We start from the raw sequence: 17494 nt of genomic DNA on the forward strand, positions 1-17494 counted from the left end.
TCTACGATCGGCTCCGGAACGGTGATGCGCGACCGGCCGATGACCGGCCCCGTGCAGCACCCGCATACACACACCTTCACCGAGTACGTACCTAGTCCAGGAGAGACGAAACACCATGAGCCCACACGACGAGCAAGGCGCTTCCTATGCCGCAGCCGGTGTCGACATAGCCGCCGGCGACCGGGCGGTGGAGCTCATCGCCCCGCTGGCCCGTCGAGCCACCCGGCCCGAGGTGCGCGGGGGAATCGGCGGTTTCGCCGGGCTGTTCGCCCTCGGCAAGTACGAGAACCCCCTCCTCGCCGCCGGCTCTGACGGCGTGGGCACCAAGCTCGCCGTGGCCCAGGCGATGGACGTCCACGACACCATCGGCATCGATCTCGTCGCCATGTGCGTCGACGATCTCGTCGTCTGCGGTGCCGAGCCGCTGTTCCTCCAGGACTACATCGCGATCGGCAAGGTGGTACCGGAGCACGTCGCACAGATCGTGTCGGGCATCGCCGAAGGATGCGTCCAGGCCGGATGCGCCCTGCTCGGTGGCGAGACCGCGGAGCACCCCGGAGTCATGGAGCCCGGGCACTACGACGTCTCCGCGACCGCCGTCGGCGTCGTCGAGGCCGACCGCGTCCTGGGACCCGAGCGGGTCCGGACCGGCGATGTCGTCATCGCCATGGCGTCCTCCGGGCTGCACTCCAACGGCTACTCGCTCGCGCGCCACGTCCTGCTGGAGAAGGCCGCGCTCCCGCTCGACGGACACATCGAGGAACTCGGCCGGACCCTGGGGGAGGAGATGCTGGAGCCCACCCGCATCTACGCTCGGGACTGCCTGGCGCTCGCCGCGGAATGCGACGTGCACACCTTCTGCCACGTCACCGGTGGCGGACTGGCGGGCAACCTGGCCCGCGTCATCCCGGAGGGGCTCACCGCCGAGCTGTCCCGCGGAACATGGGCCCCGCCGCAGATCTTCCGCACCATCGCGGACCTCGGCAAGGTGCCGCAGAACGAGATGGAGAAGACCTTCAACATGGGCGTCGGCATGGTCGCCGTCGTCGCCCCGCAGGACCGGGACCGGGCGCTGGCCATGCTCACCGCCCGCCACATCGACTGCTGGGAGCTCGGCACCGTCCGCTCCCGCACCGGGGCGGACACCGCTCCGGTGCTCCTGAAGGGAAGCTACCAGTAGCGTCACGCCAACGGTGAACCGGCGCCCCCGGGGGCCTTCCGTCACGGAGGGAGACCCGGGGGTGCCTTTTCGGATGCGGGTCGGGGAGTCCCGTGACCGGCGGGCCGTGGTGGATTGGTGCATGAATCGCCGAAAACCGCCCTCCACGTCACCTGCCGGTGCGGGGAGGGCGGGATCAGGTGCGACGCGCCCGGGTGCGGAGAAAAGGTGCGGAGAAAAAGAGGGGGACCACCGGGGTGGTCCCGCGTCATCCGGTCAGCGCCATCTGGAGGCACTGTCGTCGTCAGCGCCGTCGTCCTCGGACCAGTCGGCCCACTGGTCGTACGGGTCCTCGCCGTGGTCCTCCTCGGAGTGGTGGCTCCCCTCATCCCGTCCGGACAGTTCGCGCTGGAGCGAGTCCAGGTCCATGTCCGGGATGTTGTACTTCAGTTGACGAGCAACCTTGGCTTGTTTTGCCTTGGCACGGCCGCGACCCATGGTCTGACCCCCTTGGAGTGATCGGGGCGCACGCGTACGCGTCGCCCCGGGGCGTGTTTCTAGTTCAGTGTATTCCTGTTAGACAGGATAGCCGGAACCGGGGGATTTTTCCGCTTTTGGTCCGTGACCTCGGCTTCTTCCCAACCCCGCTCACCGTGGCGTCAGCACGACGTCCGTACGGGCGCCGGTAGGGGGCGTCCGCGGTGCAGCCCCGGAAGGAGGGGCTCAGTCGGTGATCCCCTTGAGTCGGTTGATCGCCGCCCGCCCGGGCTGCACGCCCCGTTCCCGCTCGATGGAGTCGGGATCCACGGACACGGCGACCCCGTCGCCGGCGCTGAGGCTTCCGGAACGCTGTGCACTGCGCTTGACCAGCGCGAGCGCTATGGGGCCGTAGTCGCAGTCGTGGACGACGGTTCCGATCCTGCCGACGGTGCGGCCACGGTCGGCCACCGGGTCCCCGGTGGCCGGGAGCTCGGGTGCCGAGCCGTCGAGGTGGAGCAGCACCAGGGAGCGTGGGGAGCGGCCGAGGTTGTGGACCCGGGAGACGGTCTCCTGCCCCCGGTAGCACCCCTTGACCAGATGGACGGCCCCCGGGTGGCCCTCTCCACCGATCCAGTGGGGGATCTCGTGGGGGATGGACCGCGGATCGAGGTCCGCGGCCACCTCCGGTTCGAGGGCCCTGACCCGTTCCGCGGTCCACGCCATCAGTCCCGCGAGCCTCAGCCCGTCCCCCCCGTCCCCGGAGGGGCAGAGGGCGTCGACGACGGAGCCCATCAGGGGGCGGGGGACGGCGATGTCCCTCCGGGTGGGGCCGCGCCAGTCGACGTCCCGGATGAAAGCGGCCCCGGGGGGCGGAGGGGGAGTCGCGCCGAGGACCGTGAGGATCGCGAGGTCGGTCACCTCGATCTCTACCTCGGACCAGAACTTCATCCGCTCCAGGTAGTCCACGAGGGTCGTCGCGGAGGCGGCGGGGAGATCCAGGTGGAACACGCCGTCGGACACGGTCAGATCCGCGTGGTGGAGGATCCGGCCCTGCGCGTCGAGGTCGAGCGCCGCGGCGCTGTAACCGTCGGCGACGTCATCGAGCTTCTGCGACAGCAGTTTATTCAGGTAGTCGGCGGCATCGGGCCCGCTGACCGCGATCACGGTGCGGTGCGACCGATCCACCAGGGCGCCGGGGCCCTCCACCGCGCGTTGCTCCACCAGCGGACCGCCGTAGTGCCAGGCGACGCCGACGGTGTCGGCCGCGGTATCGGGACCGAGCGCAGGTTGTGCCCCCGGGCGGTCGAGGAGGATGGAGCGGTAGCTGCTGTTGTCGGAGTCCACACCACGCATGCTAGTACCTGCACCCGGTCGGGTGCCCGCCGCCGGAGGTCGCCGCTTCAGCGATAGGCTGTGTGCATGAGCAGCACTCGCCCCGGCCCCGTCATCCTCATCGTGGAACCCTCCGGGGGGTCGAGCAGGCGCCACAACCCGGAACTCGCGATGATCTACGCCGACGATCTGGGTGTGACCAGAGGAGACGGCATCTTCGAGACCCTCCTGGTCCGGGACGGCTCGGCACGGAACCTGGAACGCCACCTCGACAGGTTCGTCGCCTCCGCGCGGATGCTGAGCCTCCCCGAGCCGAACGCCGCGCAGTGGGCGAGGGCGACGGCGGAGGCCGTCGCCGACTGGGAGGAGGCCGGCGGCAACGAGGCGGCGTGTGTCTGGACGTACACGCGTGGCCGCGAGTCGACGGGGCGTCCGACCGGTTGGATCACCATCAAACCCGTCTCCGAGAAGGTTCTCCGGCAGCGGGAGGAGGGGGTGTCCGTGCTGACGACGCCGCGCGGATACTCGATCACCCCGACACTCCCGGAGCGGGGCGCCGTCGGTGGCGGGGAGACGCCACCGTGGCTGGTCACCGGCGCCAAGACCCTGAACTACGCGGCGAACATGGCGGCGCTGCGGTACGCGGCGGCCAAGGGCTTCGACGACGTCATCTTCACCGACGACGGGCGGGTGCTGGAGGGAGCGACGTCGACGGTGGTCACGGTGACCGGGAAAACACTGCGGACCCCGCCCCCGGGGCGGGACCTGCTGCCCGGAACCACACAGGCCGCGCTCTTCAGCTACGCCGGGGCCCACGGATGGACCTGCCTCGAGGAGCCCGTGGACGTCACCGATCTGCTGTCCGCCGACAGCGTGTGGCTGTGCAGCTCCGTGCGCCTCGCGGTGAGGGTGGTCCGCATCAACGACAGACAGCTGCCGGAGACGGCCGCGGTGGCGGGGGCCCGGGAGCTGTTGACGGCGGCTCTCAGCTGAGCGGGCGTCAGCCCATGAAGCGCTTGAGCTGGGCCGACATCCGGGGATGCAGGGCGCCGTCGACGAGGCGCTCGTCGACCCATCCCAGGTCGTTGTTGGGCAGCAGGCCGTAGAGCCGCTTGCCCGGCCCGAGGGTCGACGGACCCGTCGCCGTCACCATGGTCGAGGCGCTCTCAAGCTGCCAGGCACGTTCGGTGATCGGCTCACCGTAGAAGATCTCCACGACGCCGGTGGAGTGGCAGCAGATCAGCTCGATCTCGTCCTTCTCGCTGATCCGGAGGAAACCGGTCTCCCGCTGATCGGCACCGGCGGGATTCCCCTCATCATCGAGTTTCCAGATCCTCGACTCGTAGGAGATGTAGTTCTCGCCGTCGTGCGCGAAGGTGAGCTGTTGGCCGAAGTTGTACTGACCGTCGGTGGCGGTGTCCGCCTGTCCCTCACCACGCCACACCCCGATCAACGGCAGCAGTGCGAGGAGTCCGTCGTGCAGACTCGGGCCCTGGCGCAGGTTGGCCGTGTCGTCGGGTACCGGGAGATCGCCGAGACCCGGGATGTTCCGGCCCGCGGTCTGCTGCGCCTGCTCCGCGGCCAGGTTCACCGCGTCGTTTCCGTTCAGCGGCGCGCCGGAGCCGGGATGTCCCGCGGCGGCTGCGTCGGCGGGGGTGTCGGGTCGGGGGCTGTCCGGGGTGGGTTTCGTCGAGTCATCCATGGGCACCAAGCCTAGCGGCCCGGCCACCGCCGTGTCCCGCCGGTGTCCCCGGTCAGGTGAGCGGCGCCCCGGTCCCCGGGAGCGCCTCCCGTTCCGGGCCGACCGGCAGGATCGGCGTCTCGCCGACCACGACGTTCCGTTGCCGGGACTCCAGGTAGATGGAGCCACCGGAGCAGAAGACCTTGTCCACCCGGGTGGGCAGCGGGAGATCCTCCGTCCGGAGCCGCCAGGTGAAGATCGAGCGGATCTCGTCCGCGCGGTCCTCGGGGACGCCCACGAGCCGGTACGGGGTCATCGTCAGATCCGGACCCTTGATCCGCAGCCGCACGTAGACCGTCACCGGCCGGTCGAAACCGGGTGGTGTGCCGGTCAGGCGCGCCTCTGTGGCGGGCTGCGCCGCGGGCGAGATGTCGGTCGGATGCGCGATGTCGAGGTCCGTGACCCCGATCCGTGTCCCGAGGGCGACACCGTCGAGGCGCACCGTCCGGGCGATGACCGATGCGGGGGCGCCGGTGATCTCGCCGCTGAGCACCCGGTCGCGGGGGAGCTCGAGATCACGGATCTCGGTGCGCAGGTTGGCCGTACCGATCCCCTCGACCTGTACGTCGCCGGCCTCGACGACGACCATCGGCACCACGTGCGTCACCAGCGCCCCGAGATAGGGGAGACCGCCGACCGTCACCCGTGGACTCTGGTCGAGGTCCTCATCCGCGCGGATCTCCCCGGAGATCCGTCGCTCGGCGTGCACCGCCGCGCCGGTGTCGACGGCCCAGGGCGCGGCGAGGAGTACCACCGCGGACAGCAGAAGTCGGCGAAGCAGGGATGGTTTCACACCTCCAAGGTTTACCGCACGTGGTCCCGCGGGGTTTTCACTAGCCTGGGAACACATGGAGATCAGTACGACGACACCCACCGATTCAGCCGCCCCCACACCCGCCGCGGAGATCCGGCGGCTCAACTCCGCCGCAGCCGCGCACGACGGGATCGAACCGTTCTCCGAGCAGTTCCTCCTCGGCCTCGACGACGGAGGAGATCGGGGCCACCGACACGTGATCGCCCGCACCGGCGGCGGGGAACTCGTCGGGGTCGCGGCCTCCGACGGTTCGACGGCCGAGCTGGTGGTGGAACCGGGACACCGTCGTCGCGGTGTGGGGGCCGCGCTGTACCGGGCACTGTCCTCCGGGGTCGGGGTGGATACCGTCTGGGCCCACGGGAATCTCCCCCCGGCCGTCGAATGGTGCCGGAGCCGGGGGCTCGAACCGGTCCGGGAGCTGCTGGTGATGGGGGTCGGGGGTCGGGATCTGGCCACGGCCGCCGGGGCGGTGGAGCGGGAGGGCTTCCACGTCATGGATCTGGACCGCTCCCGCCGGGTCTACGGTGCGGACCACGTCGACGGTGAATGGCTGCGCGTGAACAACGAGGCGTTCAGCTGGCACCCGGAGCAGGGTGGATGGGACGCCGACCGGCTCGCCCGCGGCCAGGACACCGACTGGTTCGACCCGGAGGGTGTGCTGCTGTTCTGGAGCGGTGCGGGCGGTTGCGGCGGATGTCCGGACCCTGAGCTCGCGGGGTTCCACTGGACCAAATGGCACGGTGGGGACAGGTCGGGGAAGTCGGTCGGTGAGGTCTACGTCGTCGGACTCGCCGACGGGTACCGCGGGCGGGGACTCGGTGGCCCGCTGATCGCCTCCGGGCTCCGCCACCTGGCGGGCAGGGGAGCCGATGAGGTGATCCTGTACGTGGAGGCGGACAACACCGCCGCCGTGGTCGCGTATGAACGACTCGGTTTCGGCGTGCGCGAACGTCATGTCGCCTACGGCTCCCCGAAGTAGTGCGCGTGGGGGGATGACATTAGTGGTGAACTGGGAACAATGGGGCAGACCCGGGGTAGTTCCCGCAGCTTTCCGTCCGAATTAACCTGCCGTTCACCGACAGGGCCCGGTCGGGACATCTACACCCTCTAGCTTCGTGGGTGAGGCAAGCGGACCACACCCCTGCCCCGGCCGGTCGGTGTGGTTCATTTTTCCGCCGTGAAGTTCCTTTTCGCGGCATCACCAGGGAAAGCTGCCGCGAACAGCCCAACCACACCCATGGAGGAATTCCACAGTGATCCGCAACCGTTCCCGTCGCGCCGCCCTGCTCGGTGGCATCGCCGTCGTCTCGCTCGCAGCGACCGCCTGCTCCGAGTCCGCTGACACGAACGCCACCGGCGGCGGAGAAGGCTCCGCCGCAGTCGAGGGCCTGTCCGGTACCACCGGAACGCTGTCGGCAGAGGGTGCCTCGTCGCAGCAGAAGGCCATGGACCTCTTCGGTACCGTGTACCAGCAGCAGGTCCCGGGTGCCCAGTTCAACTACACCGCCTCCGGCTCCGGTTCGGGTCAGAAGCAGTTCATCGCCGGTCAGGTCGCCTTCGGTGGATCCGACTCCCCGCTCTCCGACGAGCAGATCCCGGACGCAGCGAAGCGCTGTGGCGGCAACGAGGCGTGGCACCTTCCCCTGGTCATCGGCCCCGTGGCCGTCGCCTACCACCTGGAGGGCGTCAGCGACGACATCGTCCTCTCCCCCGAGGTCATCGCCAAGATCTTCAGCGGCAGGATCAGCTCCTGGAACGATCCGGCCATCGCCGAGCTGAATGACGGCGTCGATCTTCCCGACACCGCCATCAACGTCGTCTACCGCTCCGAGGAGTCCGGTACCTCCGACAACTTCCAGAAGTTCCTGAAGGCCTCCGCCCCGGGCGAGTGGGACACCACCGGCAAGTCCTTCCCCTCCGCCACCGGTGCCGGCGCCAACGGCTCCAACGGGGTCGTGACCGAGGTCTCCAGGACCGACGGCGGCATCACCTACGTCGAGGCCGGCTTCGCCACCGAGCAGGGCCTGAACATCGCCCGGATCAACTTCGGTGAAGGCGCCGTCGAGCTCAACGACAAGAGCGTTGGCAAGGCCCTCGACAACCTCAGCTACAAGACCGAGGGCCACAACATGGTCGTCGACTCCACCAAGCTGTTCGAGATGAAGAAGGAGGGCGCATACCCGCTCGTCCTGACCACCTACGAGATCGTCTGCTCCGCAGGCTACGACGAGGAGACCTCCAAGATGGTCAAGGACTTCCTCAACGTCGCCCTCAACACCCAGAACGAGCGCCTCGAGAAGCAGGGCTACATCCCGGTCTCCGGTGACTACGCCAAGAAGCTCAAGGACGCGGTCGACGCGATCCAGTAAGACCCCACCTCGTGCCCCGGTAACCCCGGGGCACGAGCCCCTTTCTTCAGATCTCACGAGGACACACATCAGACATGACGAAGCCACTCTCCACTTCGGGGCGTAGCCGACCGGGTACCCGAGGGGACGCGGACACGGTGGAACCGACCATCGCCGACACCCCGGTCGGATCCGGTAGCGACACAATCCACGCAGCAGGCACGGCACACCGGCGCAACGACCGGATCTTCAAGGGAATCGCCACCACCTCGGCGGCCACCATCACGGTCCTGATCGCGGCCATCGGCTTCTTCCTGCTCTGGCGTGCGGTCCCCGCACTGATGAACAACGCCGAGGGCCTCACCGGATTCTTCACCTACGGCGGTGACTGGAACACCAGCGACACCAGCGCGATGCTGTTCGGTATCCCGAACCTCCTCGCCGTCACGGTGACCGTCTCGCTCGTCGCCCTGGCTCTCGCGATGCCGGTCGCCCTCGGCGTCGCCCTCTACCTCTCCGCCTACGCGCCCGAACGCCTGCGGAAACCCCTCGGATTCCTCGTCGATCTCCTCGCCGCGGTCCCGTCCATCGTCTACGGCCTCTGGGGTGCCGCTGTCCTCGGCCCGGCACTCGGCGGGGTGTTCGAGTGGATCAACGCCCACGCGGACAGCTTCTTCCTCTTCCGGCACTACGCCAACTCCCCGGCGTTCTCCACCTCCCGCAACGTGCTCACCGGCGGTGTCGTGCTGGCCATCATGATCCTGCCGGTCATCGCCGCCACCGCCCGTGAGGTGTTCGTCCAGACGCCGGTCGGGCACAAGGAATCCGCCCTCGCCCTCGGCGCCACCCGCTGGGAGGTCGTGAAGATGACCGTCCTCCCCTTCGGTTTCTCCGGCTACATCTCCGGATCCATGCTGGGCCTCGGCCGTGCCCTCGGTGAGACCATGGCCCTCTATCTCGTGGTCTCCCCGTCCTCCGCCTTCCGCGCCTCCCTGTTCGACGGCGGTACGACCTTCGCCACCGCCATCGCGAACGCCGCCCCGGAATTCAACGACAACCTCAAGGCGGGCGCCTACATCGCGGCCGGCCTGGTGCTGTTCCTCCTGACCTTCGTGGTCAACGCAGGTGCGCGCGCCGTGATCAAGAACAGGAGCATGTCCTGATGAATGCAACCTCCCTCTCCCAGGACACCGGAGCCGGGCACGACGTCATCGGCACCACGCCCACCTTCCCCAGGCTCTCCTCGTCGCGGCGCAACGCCAACGCGGTCTCCAAGTGGATCATCCGGGTCTGCATGGTCACCGCCCTGATCCCCCTCGTCTGGATCCTCGCCGACGTCCTCATCAAGGGCCTGAAGGTCACCCTCACCCTCGACTGGTGGACGAAGTCGCAGCTCGGTGTGCTCTACACCGAGCCGGGCGGCGGCATGGTCCACGCCATCATCGGCACCCTGGTGCAGTGCGGCGTCGCCTCCGTGTTCTCCATCCCGATCGGCGTGTTCACCGCCGTCTACCTCGTCGAGTACGGCGCGAACAACAGGCTCTCGAGGATCACCACGTTCATGGTCGACATCCTCACCGGTGTCCCCTCGATCGTCGCCGCACTGTTCATCTACTCGGTGTGGATCGCCCTGTTCGGGTTCAACCGGTCCGGTTTCGCCGTGTCCCTCGCCCTCGTGCTCCTCATGGTGCCCGTCGTCGTGAGGACGACCGAGGAAATGCTCCGCATCGTCCCCCAGGACCTCCGCGAGGCGTCCTACGCACTGGGTGTCCCGCGGTGGAAGACCATCGTCAAGATCGTGCTGCCGACCGCGTGGTCCGGCATCGTCACCGGCATCATGCTCGCCATCGCCCGGATCATGGGCGAGTCCGCCCCGGTCCTGATCCTCGTCGGATCGACGCAGGGCATCAACTGGGACCCGACCGGGAACTCGCAGTCCTCCCTCCCCCTGATGATGCTCGACATGTACCGCGCCGGCACCTCCCCGGCCGTCGTCGACAAGATGTGGGGAGCCGCCCTCACCCTCGTCCTCCTCATCGCGGTACTCACCATCACCGCCCGCATCCTCTCCATCCGGGTCACCGGAAAGAAGAAGTAACCCGGCCTCCGGCCCCGCACCCAGATCCGCACATCCTGGAACAGAAGGACACACAACAAAATGGCCAAGCGCCTCGATCTCAAGGACGTCAACATCTACTACGGCGATTTCCACGCCGTGCAGAATGTCTCCCTCAAAGTGCCGCCGAACGCCGTCACCGCGTTCATCGGCCCCTCCGGGTGCGGCAAGTCCACGGTGCTCCGCACGCTCAACCGGATGCACGAAGTCACCCCGGGCGCGACGGTCAAGGGTGAGATCCTCCTCGACGGTGAGGACATCTACGCACCGAACGTCGACCCGGTCGCCGTCCGCAGCACCATCGGCATGGTCTTCCAGAAGCCGAACCCGTTCCCGACGATGAGCATCGAGGAGAACGTGGTCGCCGGCCTCAAGCTCGCCGGTGAGCGCAACAAGACCAAGCTCAAGGAGGTCGCGGAGCGCTCCCTGCGCGGTGCGAACCTCTGGGAGGAGGTCAAGGACCGCCTGGACAAGCCCGGTTCCGGCCTCTCCGGTGGACAGCAGCAGCGCCTGTGCATCGCCCGCGCCATCGCCGTCGAACCCGCCGTCCTGCTGATGGACGAGCCCTGCTCCGCCCTCGACCCCATCTCCACGCTCGCGGTCGAGGAACTCATCGACGAGCTGAAGCAGGACTACACCATCGTCATCGTGACCCACAACATGCAGCAGGCCGCCCGTGTGTCCGACCAGACGGCGTTCTTCTCCCTCGAGGCCACCGGCAAGCCGGGCCGCCTGGTCGAGGTCGGACCGACCAACCGGATCTTCGAGAACCCGCAGGAGAAGGAGACCGAGGACTACATCTCCGGTCGCTTCGGATAGCCCCGACCGACGAGAGACCCGGGCCGCCCACCATGACGGTGGGTGGCCCGGGTCTCTCGTCGTGCAACGTCGACCGTGAGCGTGGACCGTCAGTGACCGCCCCGGGAGAAACGCCGCTCCAGTTCCTCGAAGCGGCGCTCGATGTCGGCCTCCGCCTCATCCTCGCGGCGCTTCGCCATGTAGTCCCGCGGCATCAGACCGGTGGACAGGTAGACGATACGGCTGGCGACATTCACCGCGTGGTCCGCGTACCGCTCGTAGTAGCGGCTCAACAGGGTGACGTCCACCGCCGCCGTGGTGGAGTACGGCCAGTCCCGCTTCGTCAGAACAGTGAACAGGTGCTCGTGGAGGTCGTCGACGGCATCGTCATCGGCGCCGAAGACGAGGGCGACATCGACGTCCGGGTCGATCAGGATCTCACGTACCTTGGCGCTCATCTCCAGCGTGACGCGGGACATCTCCTCGAAGTAGCCGGTCAGGGGCCCGGGTACCGCAGGTTCCGGGTGTCGACGGCGGGCTGTCCGGGCGACGTGCTTCGCCAGGACACCCATCCGGTACATGTCCTCGACGATGTAGATGGAGGAGACCACCTGGCGGAGATCCCGTGCCAGCGGGCCCTCGAGGGCGAGCAGCTGCACCGCGCGTTCCTCGCAGCGGAGTCGGACCACCTCGAGATCGTCGATGAGGGACAGGGCCTTCTCAGCGGACTGCAGATCCTGTTTGAGCAGGGCGTCGGACGCATTGCTCATGACAGAATGGACCTGGTCACACATGATGATGAGGTCATGGGCGAAGGCGTCGAGGTGTTCCCGGTATGAGGTGCGCATAACTGCCACTATAGAGGTATCGACACCGGTCCGCCCGCCGACCGGTGGGCCGATCCAACGCGGTCAACCGTGCGCTGCGGAGAAGCTATCCGCCGGAGTTGTCGATGTCGGCACCGACCGGAACGGTCTCATCCTCGGGATCATCGAGCCAGCCCTCGGGAAGAACCACCTTGCCGGGTGAACCCTGGCGGCCGCGGGGCCCGTCCGCGTCATCCGGCAGCGCGTCCGAGCCGAAGAGTGGTTCGAGATGGGAGTCCAGCTCCGCAAGGGACGCCACCCCGGCCAGTGCCCGTCGGACGTCACCGCCGACGGGGTAGCCGCGGAAGTACCAGCCGACGTGCTTGCGCAGGTCGCGGCATCCCTTGGTCTCCCCGTCGTGCTCCACGAGGAGCTCCGCGTGCCTGCGGATGATCGTCGCGACCTCGCCGAGCGTCGGTTGCGGGGGGAGCGGACGCCCGGTCAACTCGGCGGACAACTCCGCGAACAACCAGGGCCGGCCGAGACAACCCCGGCCTATGACGACGCCGTCACAGCCGGTCTCGTCCATCATCCTCCGCGCATCGGACGCCGCGAAGATGTCACCGTTGCCCAGCACGGGTACGTCCGTGTCGGAGAGGTGCTCCTTGAGCTCGGCGATACGCGACCAGTCCGCGTGCCCGGAATAGCGTTCGGCCGCTGTCCTGCCGTGGAGCGCGACGGCCCGGGCACCGGAATCCACGGCGATCCGGCCGGCGTCGAGGTGCGTGAGGTGCTCGGCGTCGATGCCGACCCGGAACTTGACGGTAACGGGTATGTCCGTGCCCTCGGTCGCACGGACTGCCGCGGAGACGATGTTGCCGAAGAGCCGTCGTTTGTAGGGGAGCGCGGCACCTCCGCCCCGCCGGGTGACCTTCGGTACCGGGCACCCGAAGTTGAGGTCGATGTGGTCCGCCATGTCACGGTCCACGATCATCCGGGCCGCCCGGTAGGTGTATTCGGGGTCCGTGGTGAACAGCTGCAGGGACCGCGGGTTCTCGTCCGGGGCGAACGTCGTCATGTGGAGGGTCTTCTCGTTACCCTCCACGAGCGCCCTGGCGGTGACCATCTCACACACGTAGAGACCTGCGACGCTGCCCATCTTCGACCGTTCCTGCTCCCGGCACAGCGTCCGGAAGGCGACGTTGGTGACCCCGGCCATCGGGGCGAGCACCACCGGGGAACCGAGGGACAGGGGGCCGATGGTCAGGGCGGGGGCGGAAGCGTCAGTCACGCGCCCATTGTCGACGGTCGAACCCCTTGGGGACAAACCGGAATCACCCCGAACCCCGGGACAGTGGAACGGGAGTGTCCGGGAGCGGTAGCCGGGAGTGATCTGAGCCACCATCCGACGCCATCAGAGGGGGGGTTGGGGGTGCAATCATCCAGGTTGTAGCAGGAAAGTAGTGGAGTATGGGGGCGACGTGGGGGGCGGCGATGTATCGTGGGCCACGTAACTAAAACGCCGGCGGAGCGGGGAGATCACAAGCTTTCACCCTGTTCGCACGGCAGACCGCATCTCTGGATGCCGCTCGTCGGCTGCCAGACACCCAGGAGGAAATTAATGTCTGACCGGATCGCAAACGCTCAGCTCAAGGGCAAGATCATGTCGGCCGAAGAGGCCGCCCAGTTCGTCAACGACGGAGACAAGGTCGGTATCTCCGGCTTCACCGGCGCCGGCTACCCGAAGGCCCTCCCCAAGGCCATCGCCGAGCGTGCCAAGGAGGAGCACGCCAAGGGGAACAGCTACATGATCGATCTGTTCACCGGCGCCTCCACCGCCGATGACTGCGACGGGATCCTGGCTGAGGCCGACGCAATCCGGTTCCGCACCCCCTACCAGTCCGACCCGACCCTGCGGAACAAGATCAACGACGGCACGACCTTCTACGCCGACTACCACCTGTCCGAGTCGGGCATGTACGTCGAGCAGGGGTTCTTCGGTCAGATGAACGTGGCCATCGTCGAGGCCACCCGCATCACCGATGAGGGTCACATCGTGCCGTCCTCCTCCGTCGGCAACAACGTCGAGTACCTGGACGCCGCCGAGAAGATCATCATCGAGGTCAACTCCTGGCAGTCCGTGGAGCTCGAGGGCATGGCCGACATCTGGCGGATGCCGTCCCTGCCGAACCGCGTCCCGATCCCGCTGACCGAGGCCGGCCAGCGCATCGGCAAGACCTACATCGACATCGACCCGAACAAGGTTGTCGCGGTCGTCGAGACCGACGCCCCCGACCGCAACGCCCCCTTCAAGCCCGCCGACGAGATCTCGCAGAAGATCGCCGGCAACTTCCTCGACTTCCTCGAGGGCGAGGTCCGTGCCGGCCGTCTGACCTACGACGGCTACGTCATGCAGTCCGGTGTCGGCAACGTCCCGAACGCTGTCATGGCGGGTCTGCTCGACTCCAAGTTCGAGAACATCAAGGCCTACACCGAGGTCATCCAGGACGGCATGGTCGATCTGATCGACGCAGGCAAGATGACCGTCGCCTCCGCGACGTCGTTCTCGCTCTCCCCCGAGTACGCCGAGAAGATGAACGAGGACGCCAAGCGCTACCGCAACACCATCATCCTGCGTCCGCAGTCGGTCTCCAACCACCCCGAGGTCGTCCGTCGACTCGGCCTCATCTGCACCAACGGACTGGTCGAGGCCGACATCTACGGCAACGTCAACTCCACCAACGTCACGGGCTCCCGCATGATGAACGGTGTCGGCGGTTCCGCGGACTTCACGCGTAACGGCTACATCTCCTCCTTCATAACCCCGTCCGAGGCCAAGGGCGGCGACATCTCCGCCATCGTGCCGTTCGCCTCCCACATCGACCACACCGAGCAGGACGTCAAGGTCATCATCACCGAGTACGGCTACGCCGATCTCCGCGGCCTCGCACCGCGTCAGCGTGTGGACAAGATGATCGCCCTGGCGCACCCGGACTACCGTCCGCTCCTCCAGGAGTACTACGACAAGGCGCTGCACCTGGCCAAGGAGAAGAAGATGATGCACACCCCGCACGTCCTCTCCGAGGCTCTGAGCTTCCACCAGCGTTTCCTGGAGACCGGCTCCATGAAGAAGACCTCCAAGAAGTAGCCACCGGCACACAACCGTGCGCCGCGAGCCTGAGCCAGTCGGGCTCGCTGCGGCCGCGGGGACCGGACGGACGCCCCCGGGCCCACCGAACCATCGGATGGGTCCCGGGGGCGTCCGTCGTGTCGGTGATGTGTCCCGCTGAATGCCCGTCGATTCCCGGGGCACTACCACGGAACCTGATTGACGGAGGCGGCGTCGATCGTCCGCGACCGAGCCTGAGGGAGTAATAAAAATGAGATCGAACCGCAGCCTTCATAAGAGATTATCTTTATCCCGAAACTAACTGAAATATTTAGACAGAAACAAAAATAATTCGGAGACACCGATTTCGAGCGCGGATAACCATGGCGGCCGGAAAGTCTGGGTTTTTCACGGGGGACGCGTTGTGTGGGCCATCTCTGTCCGGGAGGGGTCGGGCATGGGTGCAGGTGGGGGTTGTTATCCGCTTCCGGTGATGGGGTTGCGGTGGTGGTGTGACGGGGCGGGTAGAGGGTGTGCGGGGGTGGCTGCGGGTGTCGTGATGTGCAGCCCCTCCGGTGCGCGTCCTTGAACCCGCTGGTGGCGGAGGGTGAATCTGATGAGAGGCTGAAAGATGTGAGGAACCTTAAGGAATTGGGGGGTGGTCGGTTTCAATTCGGTACCGGGGTGGTTACGATCCATGTATAAATCTGTCTCAGAGCGGGCCTGCCCGGCCTGCATCGGGCGGGTTGACGTTAGCAGGAGCCGTAGGGCTCAAGCACTCATGAATTGAGAGGAATCAATGACAAGACAACTGAGCCGTGTGGGGGCGGTGCTGTTCGCGATATTCCTTATCGCGACGGCGCTCGTCGTCACACCGGCAACCGCGATAGCGCAAACCGGAGGGGGTTCCGTATGGAGGGCTTATGAAAATCAGCAGGGTAACCCGAAAAAAGTCGAGTTTTGGGCGTATCCAGACGGCGCCCCATCTTCCGAGCGGCGTGTGTATTGTTTGGAGGCTGGGAGTGCTTCGCCGGTCAAGAAGGCAGAGTATCGACAGGTGGCAAACCAGTCGTATGCTTCCCTTGCGTCGGGTTTCAGGGGATTTACAGGGGAACAAGCTCAAAAATCTGCGCTCGGTATTGCCATTGCACGTGAGCTAACCAAAGCCCCTGCATCGAGGGTCGATGTTTCTCCTGTCTTGAACTGGAATGATATCTCCAGTACGGCAGTTTCAGCTTATGATGCAGAAACTGCCGCCCAAGCTGCTGCGTGGAGTCTTGGAAAGTATAGTTCGGAAACTATTCTCCAAAGAAAGTTGGGGCTCCTCGATGTCAAGGGTAAAAATATCGGTGACAAAATTACCCGAGCAGTAAATCAGTATTTTGATAATACCGATGCGTCCAATCGGATTGATTTCAACATTAGGGCCGATTACTATCTGGATACTAATCCTAATGAGGCGCAAGTCAAGAGACAAAGTCTTTTAACCGCCTGGTTTGAGGGTCCTCCGGTTACGTCGACTGTGGTGACTCCGACGACGACGACTCAGAGCACGACGACGACTGCTAATACGGGTACGACGACGACTGAGCACAGTGGTACGACTGCGACGGAGACGCAGACGACGACTGAGACCACGACGCCGCCGGCGTCGACGGTGACGGTGACTGAGACGACGACTCCGTCGACGGTGACGGTGACTGCGACGACGACTCCGTCTGCGACGACTGAGACGGTGACTGAGACGACGACGTCGGTTCCGCCGACGGCGACGACGACGGTGACCCCTGTTGCGACGACGACGTTGACCTCGACTGAGAAGACGACGTTGCCGGGTACGACGGTGACTACGACGGCTCCGGCTACGACGGCGACGACGACTGCGCCTGGTACGACGGAGACGACGACGGATACCGCGACGGTGACCACGACGGCTCCGGCTACGACGGCGCCTGGTACGACTGTGACCACGACTGTTCCGGGTACGACGGAGACGACGACTGCTCCGGCTACGACGGAGACGACGACTGTTCCGGGTACGACGGAGACGACGACTGCGCCTGGTACGACTGTGACCACGACTGCGCCTGGTACGACTGCGCCGGGTACGACTGTGACCACGACTGCGCCGGGTACGACGGAGACGACGACTGCGCCGGGTACGACGGAGACGACGACTGCGCCGGCTACGACGGTGACTACCACTGCGCCGGGTACGACTGCGCCTGGTACGACGGTGACTGTTCCGGGTACGACGGAGACGACGACTGCGCCGGGTACGACGGAGACGACGACTGCGCCGGGTACGACGGAGACGACGGTGTCGAGTACGACGGTGACTGCTCCGGGTACGACGGTGACGACCACTGCACCGGGTACGACTGTTCCGGGTACGACGGAGACGACGACTGTTCCGGGTACGACTGAGACGACGACGTCCACTGAGACGGAGACGACGACGGCGCCTGGTACGACGGAGACGACGACTGTTCCGGGTACGACGGAGACGACGACTGCTCCGGCTACGACGGAGACGACGACTGTTCCGGGTACGACGGAGACGACGACGGCGCCTGGTACGACGGTGACTGTTCCGGGTACGACGGAGACGACGACTGCTCCGGGTACGACGGAGACGACGACTGCTCCGGGTACGACGGAGACGACGACGAATACCGAGACCACGACGGCTACGGAGACGACGACGGCGCCTGGTACGACGGAGACGACGACTGCTCCGGGTACGACGGAGCGGACGGCGGGGACGGAGGCCACGCGGGCACCGGGGGCG

Annotated in this window: 15 protein-coding genes; 8 read left to right on the forward strand and 7 right to left on the reverse strand. The window is 66.6% G+C overall.

All coding sequences use genetic code 11. From position 1 onward, the window contains the following. Nucleotides 1-115: 115 nt before the first annotated feature. On the forward strand, nucleotides 116-1180 hold the full coding sequence (gene purM, locus KRX55_RS11105; protein ID WP_218407789.1) for a phosphoribosylformylglycinamidine cyclo-ligase: 1065 nt from the start codon (nucleotides 116-118) through the stop codon (nucleotides 1178-1180). A gap of 255 nt (nucleotides 1181-1435) precedes the next feature. On the opposite strand, the gene KRX55_RS11110 is transcribed toward purM, so the two are convergent. Further along, the gene (locus KRX55_RS11110) at nucleotides 1436-1657 is read right to left on the reverse strand and encodes a DUF3073 domain-containing protein (protein WP_200256707.1); all 222 of its coding nucleotides are present in this window, start codon (nucleotides 1655-1657) and stop codon (nucleotides 1436-1438) included. A gap of 225 nt (nucleotides 1658-1882) precedes the next feature. After that, entirely contained in the window at nucleotides 1883-2983 is a 1101-nt protein-coding gene (ygfZ, locus tag KRX55_RS11115; protein WP_370625841.1) for a CAF17-like 4Fe-4S cluster assembly/insertion protein YgfZ, read from the reverse strand. Between the two features lie 75 nt (nucleotides 2984-3058). Here ygfZ and KRX55_RS11120 point away from each other — a divergent pair, with 75 nt between their 5' ends. Further along, entirely contained in the window at nucleotides 3059-3964 is a 906-nt protein-coding gene (locus KRX55_RS11120) for an aminodeoxychorismate lyase (protein WP_218407791.1), read from the forward strand. 7 nt (nucleotides 3965-3971) lie between these two features. On the opposite strand, the gene KRX55_RS11125 is transcribed toward KRX55_RS11120, so the two are convergent. Both KRX55_RS11125 and KRX55_RS11130 read right to left on the reverse strand, forming a co-directional pair. Further along, nucleotides 3972-4673 (reverse strand): FABP family protein, encoded by a 702-nt coding sequence (locus KRX55_RS11125; protein WP_218407792.1) that lies wholly within the window; start codon nucleotides 4671-4673, stop codon nucleotides 3972-3974. Nucleotides 4674-4725: 52 nt separating this feature from the next. After that, nucleotides 4726-5505: an LmeA family phospholipid-binding protein gene (locus KRX55_RS11130; RefSeq protein WP_218407793.1), complete on the reverse strand. Its 780-nt coding sequence runs from the start codon at nucleotides 5503-5505 to the stop codon at nucleotides 4726-4728. Nucleotides 5506-5560: 55 nt separating this feature from the next. On the opposite strand from KRX55_RS11130, the gene mshD reads away from it, so the two are divergent. The 5 genes from mshD (at nucleotide 5561) to pstB (ending at nucleotide 10809) form a co-directional block, all read left to right on the forward strand. Continuing rightward, nucleotides 5561-6505 carry a mycothiol synthase gene (gene mshD / locus KRX55_RS11135; RefSeq protein WP_218407794.1) on the forward strand — a complete coding sequence of 315 codons (945 nt, stop codon included), beginning with the start codon at nucleotides 5561-5563 and terminating at the stop codon, nucleotides 6503-6505. A 277-nt stretch (nucleotides 6506-6782) separates the two neighbouring features. Then, on the forward strand, nucleotides 6783-7895 hold the full coding sequence (gene pstS / locus KRX55_RS11140; RefSeq protein ID WP_218407808.1) for a phosphate ABC transporter substrate-binding protein PstS: 1113 nt from the start codon (nucleotides 6783-6785) through the stop codon (nucleotides 7893-7895). A 74-nt stretch (nucleotides 7896-7969) separates the two neighbouring features. Beyond that, nucleotides 7970-9037, forward strand: a complete 1068-nt coding sequence (gene pstC, locus KRX55_RS11145; RefSeq protein ID WP_218407795.1) for a phosphate ABC transporter permease subunit PstC — start codon at nucleotides 7970-7972, stop codon at nucleotides 9035-9037. Next, nucleotides 9037-9972, forward strand: a complete 936-nt coding sequence (pstA, locus tag KRX55_RS11150) for a phosphate ABC transporter permease PstA (protein ID WP_218407796.1) — start codon at nucleotides 9037-9039, stop codon at nucleotides 9970-9972. The genes pstC and pstA overlap by 1 nt, the downstream gene beginning before the upstream one ends. A gap of 60 nt (nucleotides 9973-10032) precedes the next feature. Next, nucleotides 10033-10809, forward strand: a complete 777-nt coding sequence (gene pstB / locus KRX55_RS11155; protein WP_198739411.1) for a phosphate ABC transporter ATP-binding protein PstB — start codon at nucleotides 10033-10035, stop codon at nucleotides 10807-10809. An 89-nt stretch (nucleotides 10810-10898) separates the two neighbouring features. On the opposite strand, the gene phoU is transcribed toward pstB, so the two are convergent. Both phoU and dusB read right to left on the reverse strand, forming a co-directional pair. Then, nucleotides 10899-11636, reverse strand: a complete 738-nt coding sequence (gene phoU, locus KRX55_RS11160) for a phosphate signaling complex protein PhoU (protein WP_200256718.1) — start codon at nucleotides 11634-11636, stop codon at nucleotides 10899-10901. A gap of 85 nt (nucleotides 11637-11721) precedes the next feature. Continuing rightward, entirely contained in the window at nucleotides 11722-12885 is a 1164-nt protein-coding gene (gene dusB, locus KRX55_RS11165) for a tRNA dihydrouridine synthase DusB (protein WP_267185873.1), read from the reverse strand. A 330-nt stretch (nucleotides 12886-13215) separates the two neighbouring features. Between dusB and KRX55_RS11170 the strand changes: the two genes are divergently transcribed. Further along, nucleotides 13216-14742 (forward strand): acetyl-CoA hydrolase/transferase family protein, encoded by a 1527-nt coding sequence (locus tag KRX55_RS11170; RefSeq protein WP_198739413.1) that lies wholly within the window; start codon nucleotides 13216-13218, stop codon nucleotides 14740-14742. 1506 nt (nucleotides 14743-16248) lie between these two features. Here the strand turns inward: KRX55_RS11170 and KRX55_RS11175 are convergent. After that, the coding region (locus KRX55_RS11175) for a hypothetical protein (RefSeq protein WP_218407798.1) at nucleotides 16249-17494 on the reverse strand (1246 nt) is incomplete at its 5' end.

The organism is Corynebacterium sp. TAE3-ERU16 (assembly GCF_019209935.1).
In the GTDB taxonomy this organism is placed as follows: domain Bacteria; phylum Actinomycetota; class Actinomycetes; order Mycobacteriales; family Mycobacteriaceae; genus Corynebacterium; species Corynebacterium antarcticum.

Bases quoted from the DNA above. Each gene is read 5' to 3' on its own strand.
- purM (WP_218407789.1), top strand. From the start codon at position 116: ATGAGCCCACACGACGAGCAAGGCGCTTCCTATGCCGCAGCCGGTGTC.
- KRX55_RS11110 (WP_200256707.1), bottom strand. From the start codon at position 1,657: ATGGGTCGCGGCCGTGCCAAGGCAAAACAAGCCAAGGTTGCTCGTCAA.
- KRX55_RS11120 (WP_218407791.1), top strand. From the start codon at position 3,059: ATGAGCAGCACTCGCCCCGGCCCCGTCATCCTCATCGTGGAACCCTCC.
- KRX55_RS11125 (WP_218407792.1), bottom strand. From the start codon at position 4,673: ATGGATGACTCGACGAAACCCACCCCGGACAGCCCCCGACCCGACACC.
- mshD (WP_218407794.1), top strand. From the start codon at position 5,561: ATGGAGATCAGTACGACGACACCCACCGATTCAGCCGCCCCCACACCC.
- pstC (WP_218407795.1), top strand. From the start codon at position 7,970: ATGACGAAGCCACTCTCCACTTCGGGGCGTAGCCGACCGGGTACCCGA.
- pstA (WP_218407796.1), top strand. From the start codon at position 9,037: ATGAATGCAACCTCCCTCTCCCAGGACACCGGAGCCGGGCACGACGTC.
- pstB (WP_198739411.1), top strand. From the start codon at position 10,033: ATGGCCAAGCGCCTCGATCTCAAGGACGTCAACATCTACTACGGCGAT.
- phoU (WP_200256718.1), bottom strand. From the start codon at position 11,636: ATGCGCACCTCATACCGGGAACACCTCGACGCCTTCGCCCATGACCTC.
- KRX55_RS11170 (WP_198739413.1), top strand. From the start codon at position 13,216: ATGTCTGACCGGATCGCAAACGCTCAGCTCAAGGGCAAGATCATGTCG.